The sequence below is a fragment of the Phytoactinopolyspora endophytica genome, from assembly GCF_004138495.1.
Taxonomy (GTDB): Bacteria; Actinomycetota; Actinomycetes; order Jiangellales; family Jiangellaceae; genus Phytoactinopolyspora; species Phytoactinopolyspora endophytica.
In genome coordinates, this window is record NZ_ML142860.1 from 6,738 (window position 1) to 12,995 (window position 6,258).

Here is a 6,258-nt window from a genome sequence, read left to right on the forward strand (position 1 = left end):
CGGCGTGAACCTCGGCCACATCGGTTTCCTTGCCGAGGCTGAGCGTGACGCCCTCAGCTTCACTGTGGATCACGTGGTGGCGCGCGACTATGTGGTCGAGGAACGAATGACGATCGATGTCACGGTCAGGCTTGACGGAGCCGTGCTTGCGCGGGGCTGGGCGCTGAACGAGGTCAGTGTCGAGAAGGGCAGCCGGGAACGGATGCTCGACCTGGTGGCGGAGATCGACGGTCGCGCGCTGTCGAGGTGGGGATGCGACGGCGTGGTCATGGCGACGCCGACGGGGTCCACTGCCTATGCGTTCAGCGCGGGTGGGCCGATCGTCTGGCCGGAACTGGAGGCCCTGCTGATGGTGCCGATCAGTGCGCACGCCTTGTTCGCCCGGCCGCTGGTGGCGTCGCCGTTGTCGGAGTTGTCAGTGACACTGCAGCCACGCACCGCCGGGGCGGTGCTCTGGTGCGATGGCCGACGCTCCGTCGACCTGCCGCCCGGGGCACGGATCGAGGTGCACCGTGGCGAGTGGCCGGTGCGGCTCGCGCGGCTGCACGAGGCGCCGTTCACAGACCGGCTAGTGGCAAAGTTCGCGTTGCCTGTCGAAGGCTGGCGCGGTCGGCGCGCGTGACTTCCCACGGTGTTATGTTGTGGCACGGCGCGCCCGGATGGCAACGGGGGAATGACAGAGAAGTGGGCTAGGCTCGAGAGTTGTGCTGCAGGAAATCCGGATTCGTGGGCTTGGCGTGATCGACGACGCCCAGCTGGAGCTTGGGACCGGATTGACCGTCGTCACGGGCGAGACCGGCGCTGGCAAGACCATGGTGCTGACCGGGCTCGGCCTGCTGATGGGTGGCCGCGCCGATGGCGGAGCGGTCCGGGCTGGAGCCGAGCGCGCAGTAGTTGAAGGGCGGCTGCGGGTCGATCCGGAGAGCCCCGTGGTGCTGCGCGCGTTGGACGCGGGCGCCGAACTCGACGACGGCGATCTGTTGGTCGGCAGGACCGTGATGGCCGGGGGACGCTCCCGGGCCCACGTCGGTGGCCGGGGAGCGCCGGCTGCACTGCTGGTGGAGCTCGCCGAGGAGCTGGTGGCGGTGCACGGCCAAAGCGACCAGCAGCGCTTGCTGCGTGCGTCTCGGCAGCGGACCGCGCTCGATCGGTTCGCCGGGTCGTCGGTGTCGGAGCCGCTGGCCAAGTACGTCGACCGTTACGAACGGCTGCATGTGGTCGAGACCGAGCTGACCAAGGTGACGACGCGTGCCCGGGAACGCGCCCAAGAGGCGGACATGCTCCGGTTCGGTCTCGAGGAGATCGAACGTGCGGATCCGCAGCCCGGCGAGGATGTGGCGCTCCGCAGCGAGGAGGAGCGGCTGGCTTACGCGGACTCGTTGCGTACCGCCGCCGAAGCCGCGCATGCATACCTGTCCGCAGACGAGGTCGGCCCGGAACAGGCCGATATCCTGACGTTGCTCGGGTCGGCTCGGCAGGCTCTGGAATCCGAACGAGCACACGACCAGCAGCTGGCGGCACTGGCGGACCGGCTCGCCGAGGCCGCATACCTGCTCGGTGACGTGGCCGCGGATCTGGCCTCGTACGCCAGCGGCCTGGAGACCGACCCGGCCCGGCTCTCCGAGGCGCAAGACCGTCGTGCCGTCCTGGGTGACCTGGTGCGTAAGTACGGTGACTCGGACACACCGGGGCGTGGCGATGATCCAGGGGCCGCAGTCGGAGACGCCCAGGGGGAGATCGACGCTGTGCTGGCGTGGGCCGAGCGAGGATCGCGGCGCCTGCTCGAACTGGACGGCGACGACGAGCGGGTGGCTGCGCTGCGGGACGAACGGGACGGTCTGACCGCGGAACTACACGAGCTCGCCGCGGTGATCAGCCAGGCTCGGACCGAGGCGGCGGAGAGGTTCAGCGAGGCGGTGAGCGTCGAACTGACGGCGCTGGCAATGCCGCATGCGCAGGTCACGATCGACGTCCGCCGTCGCGACGAGCTCGGCCCGCACGGGGCCGACGAGGTGGAGTTCCTGTTCAGTGCCCACAACGGCGCGCAGCCGCGACCCCTGGACAAGGGCGCCTCCGGCGGCGAGTTGTCCCGCCTGATGCTGGCCATCGAGGTCGTCTTCGCCGGTGCGGACCCGGTTCCGACGTTCGTGTTCGATGAGGTCGATGCCGGGGTGGGTGGCAAGGCGGCCGTCGAGGTCGGCCGTCGGCTGGCGGCGCTCGCCGAGCATGCACAAGTCCTCGTCGTGACTCATCTTCCGCAAGTGGCCGCCTTCGCGGACCGGCACCTGACGGTCGTGAAGTCCGACGATGGGAGCGTTACCAGCAGCGATGTCCAGACTTTGGACGAAAACGCGCGGGTGCGTGAGTTATCGCGCATGCTGGCTGGGCAGGAGGACTCTGCGTCGGCTCAGGCGCATGCGGAAGAGTTGTTGGCGGCTGCCGCGGCGAGCAAAGCCGGCCACGGACGATTGGGAGCTGCGAGGCGATGAAGATGCCCATGTTACGCCGGCGAAGGTCGGAGGACCTGCCAGGCTTGTCGGGCGTCGCACGTCTCGACCACAGGACGAAGAACCTCACCAAACGGGTCAAGCCCGGCGAGATCGCCATCATCGACCATCTCGACATCGACCGGGTCAGTGCCGAGGCGCTGGTGGCGTGCGAGGTGGCCGCGGTGGTCAACGTCCGCCCATCGGTCAGCGGACGTTATCCGAACCTCGGGCCGGACATCATCGTGGCGGCCGGAATTCCGCTTCTGGACGACATCGGGCCGGATCTGTTCAGCGAAGTACATGAGGGCGAGACGCTGCGGATCGACGGCAACACGATCTTCCGTGACGGGGCGGACAAACCCGTGGGTCACGGCATCCTGCACACGTCCGAGAGCCTGGCGAAGCTCATGGACAGCGCGCGGGAAGGGCTGTCGACGCAGCTTGAGGCGTTCGCCGCGAACACGATGGAGTTCCTCAAGCGCGAGCGGGAGCTGCTACTCGATGGCGTGGGCGTGCCCGAGGTGCGGACCGACTTCGAGGGCCGCCATGTCCTCATCGTTGTCCGCGGGTACGACTACAAGGAGGATCTGGTCGCGCTCAACCCCTACATCCGGGAGTACCGACCGCTGCTGATCGGTGTCGACGGCGGAGCCGATGCGTTACTCGAGGTCGGCCTCACACCGGACATGATCGTCGGCGACATGGATTCGGTCTCCGACGATGCGTTGGTCAGCGGAGCCGAGCTGGTGGTGCACGCGTATCGCGACGGACGGGCGCCAGGCTCGGGCCGGTTGGACCGGATGGGGCTGTCCGGCGTCCCGTTCCCCGCGGCGGGCACAAGCGAGGACATCGCCATGTTGCTGGCCGACGACAAGGGCGCACAAGTGATCGTCGCGGTGGGCACGCATGCGACCCTCGTCGAGTTCCTTGACAAGGGCCGCGCCGGAATGGCCAGCACATTCCTGACGCGCCTGCGGGTCGGTGGCAAACTGGTCGACGCGAAGGGCGTCAGCCGGCTCTACCGCAGCAGGGTGTCGAACTGGATGCTCTGGCTGCTGGTGCTGGCCGGTGTGGGGGCGGTAGTCTCCGCGATGTTCGCGACCCCCACCGGACAGGCTTATCTCGACATCTTCGGTTCCTGGTGGGACCGTTTCTACTTCTGGCTGCAAGGACTGTTTTCGTGATCGATTTCCGATATCATCTCGTCTCGATCATCGCGATCTTCTTCGCACTGGCGACCGGCATTGTGCTGGGTGCCGGCCCGTTGAGCGACACCATCGACGACACGCTCACCGATCAGACTGCCGACCTGCGCGAGGAGAACCGCGGCTTGCGCGATGAGCTGGAATCCGCGGGCGAAGAACAGGCCTATCAGGAGGCGTTCGTCGACGAGGTGATGCCGCGCCTGGTCTCCGGCCAGCTTCAGGACCAGCGCGTCGCGATCATCCCACTTCCCGGCGCGGAAGAGGAGACCGTCGAGCAGGTTCAAGAGACGCTCGAGCGCGCTGGGGCCCAATCCGAGCTGATCGTCCGTATCGAGCCGACATGGACCGACCCTGACTCCGAGCCCGTGCTGGACGAGCTGGCCACGGAGCTGGTGAGCTCGGGCGTCGAGCTCGGATCCGGGAACGGCTTCGACCGAGGTTCGACCGTGCTGGCGTCTGCGCTGCTGAGCCAGCAGGTGGAGACCAGCCCGGGCGTCGAGGACGCGGCCCAGACCGTGGACACCACGGTCGTCAGCGCATACGAAGAAGCCGGGATGCTCCGCCTCGAGCAGGACACCTCCACCGCTCCGACGCTCGCGGTGGCCGTCGCCGGCCCGGTCTCGGGGGAGGACGCCGAAGAGCGGCTCGACCGTCTGGTGACTCTGCTGGCGGAGCTGGACTCGGCCGGCAACGGGGTCGTGGTGGCCGGGCCGTCGTTCGCCGCGGAAGGCGGCGTGCTGACTGCCGTGCGGGGCAGCGACGCGGCCGAAGACGTCTCCACGGTGGATGTCGCGGACCTGCCGACCGGGCGCGCCGCGGTCATCTTCGCCCTGACCGAGCAGCAGCGTGGCAACACCGGCCATTACGGTGTCATCGGTGAGGTCGACGGCGCGCTGCCTCCGGTGCCAGAGGAGAACGGCACGGAGCCGGAGGACGGCGGCGACGATGAGTCCGGCGAAGGTGAGAACGGATCGGACGACTCGGATGACGAGGGCGGCGACCAGTGATGGGGCTGGGCCGGGTTGTCCGGGTGGCCGCGTGCGCAGCGATCGCGGGGGCCGCCACGTGGGGGTTCACTCAGCGGTGGATGCGGCGCCCTCCGCCGGTCGTCGTCGAGATGTCTCCTGCGGCCACGGCGGATGCCACTCGCTCCGGTGCGGACGAACCGCTGGGAGAACGGGATCCCTTCAGCGAGCAGAGCCAGTACGCACACCGGCAACCAGGTGACGAGCAGGACCAGCCGGCATCGGCCTGGCTGCGTAAGAACTTCCACGGCGAGACGGTGTCTCTTGTGGCGGGACCCGCACTGGCGACCGGCGCCGCCGTCGGCGTGGCGCTGGCGCCGGGGCTGAACCGCTGCGCTCGTACCGCGGGTGTCGGCACAGCGTTGTTGGTGGGAGCCGTCGGGCTGTACGACGACCTCACCGGTGACAGCTCGAGTAAAGGGCTCGGCGGGCATCTGGCTGCGCTTCGGGAAGGGCAGGTCACCACCGGCACGGTCAAAGTGGGAGTGATCGGCCTCACCGGCCTGACCGGAGCGGCCCTGGTCAGTGAGAACCTTTTCGATGCCGTGGTGGGCGGTGCCGCTGTCGCGGGGCATGCCAACGTGATGAATCTGCTGGATCTTCGCCCGGGGCGGGCGGGCAAGACCGCCTTGCTGCACGCGCCTCTGGTGCTCACCGGCACCGGGGCCCCGATCGGCGCGGCCACCCTGGGAGCGGTGGTCGCCACGCTTCCGGATGACCTGGGCGAGCGGACGATGCTCGGCGATGCGGGCGCGAACGCGCTGGGAGCTCTGCTCGGGTTGGCGATGGTAGCTCGGGAGGGTAGCCGCAGCCGGTTGCTGCACCTCGCGGTCGTCACCGCCTTGACGCTGGCCAGCGAGAAAGTGAGCTTCACCAAGGTCATCGAGGGCACACCCGTGCTCCGCCAGCTTGACCAGCTGGGCCGCCGCCCCTAGAAGTGGCCAAAATGATCATGTTTGGTAGGTTCTCTCGTGCCGTACCATGCCTGCAGACATGGTCGCGCACGAAGAAACCTACCAAACATGATCATTTAGGCGTGTGGTGTGGTGGGGTGGCCGGGGGCATCATCGGCCTGGGTGACGGCGGATGAGCGCGCGGCGTGTTGCGGCTGGTACGGCCGCGGGTATCGCCGGTGGTGCGGCGCTCATCGCGGCCATCAGCGTGGTCGCGCGGATCGTGGGGTTCGGCCGGCAGCTCGTGTTCCAGTACACGGTCGGTCAGACGGTCCTGGGTGAGATCTATGCGACGATCAACGCGCTCCCGAACGTCGTCTTCGAGATCGTGGCAGGAGGAGCGCTCGCGAGCGTCGTCGTTCCGCTGATCGCGACGGCGGCGAGCCAGGGTGACACCGAGCGCGTCCGCCGAACCGTGTCCGCATTGCTCGGATGGACTCTGATCGTGCTGGTGCCGGTGGCGATCTTAGGGGTACTGCTGGCCGGACCGATCGCTGAACTGATGCTGCGGGGCAGGGGCGGCGCCGACGGTGCCGACGTGGGCCGCACCATGCTGCTGATCTTCCTGCCGCAGGTTCCGTTGTAC

Annotated in this window: 6 protein-coding genes; all 6 read left to right on the forward strand. The window is 68.2% G+C overall.

The window, feature by feature from the left end; genetic code table 11:
- Positions 1-622: NAD kinase (locus ELR45_RS41275; RefSeq protein WP_240759977.1), on the forward strand; the 622-nt coding region annotated here is incomplete at its 5' end.
- Between the two features lie 82 nt (positions 623-704).
- Positions 705-2,489 carry a DNA repair protein RecN gene (locus tag ELR45_RS21280; RefSeq protein WP_129668157.1) on the forward strand — a complete coding sequence of 595 codons (1,785 nt, stop codon included), beginning with the start codon at positions 705-707 and terminating at the stop codon, positions 2,487-2,489.
- Positions 2,486-3,673, forward strand: a complete 1,188-nt coding sequence (steA, locus tag ELR45_RS21285) for a putative cytokinetic ring protein SteA (RefSeq protein ID WP_129668158.1) — start codon at positions 2,486-2,488, stop codon at positions 3,671-3,673. The genes ELR45_RS21280 and steA overlap by 4 nt, the downstream gene beginning before the upstream one ends.
- Positions 3,670-4,701 carry a copper transporter gene (locus ELR45_RS21290; RefSeq protein ID WP_165367983.1) on the forward strand — a complete coding sequence of 344 codons (1,032 nt, stop codon included), beginning with the start codon at positions 3,670-3,672 and terminating at the stop codon, positions 4,699-4,701. Before steA ends, ELR45_RS21290 begins: the two co-directional genes overlap by 4 nt.
- Positions 4,701-5,654 carry a hypothetical protein gene (locus ELR45_RS21295; protein ID WP_129668160.1) on the forward strand — a complete coding sequence of 318 codons (954 nt, stop codon included), beginning with the start codon at positions 4,701-4,703 and terminating at the stop codon, positions 5,652-5,654. Before ELR45_RS21290 ends, ELR45_RS21295 begins: the two co-directional genes overlap by 1 nt.
- 151 nt (positions 5,655-5,805) lie before the next feature.
- Positions 5,806-6,258 (forward strand): lipid II flippase MurJ (locus ELR45_RS21300; RefSeq protein ID WP_205856989.1); only part of this gene is annotated, 453 nt, incomplete at its 3' end.

Bases quoted from the DNA above. Each gene is read 5' to 3' on its own strand.
- steA (WP_129668158.1), top strand. From the start codon at position 2,486: ATGAAGATGCCCATGTTACGCCGGCGAAGGTCGGAGGACCTGCCAGGC.
- ELR45_RS21295 (WP_129668160.1), top strand. From the start codon at position 4,701: ATGGGGCTGGGCCGGGTTGTCCGGGTGGCCGCGTGCGCAGCGATCGCG.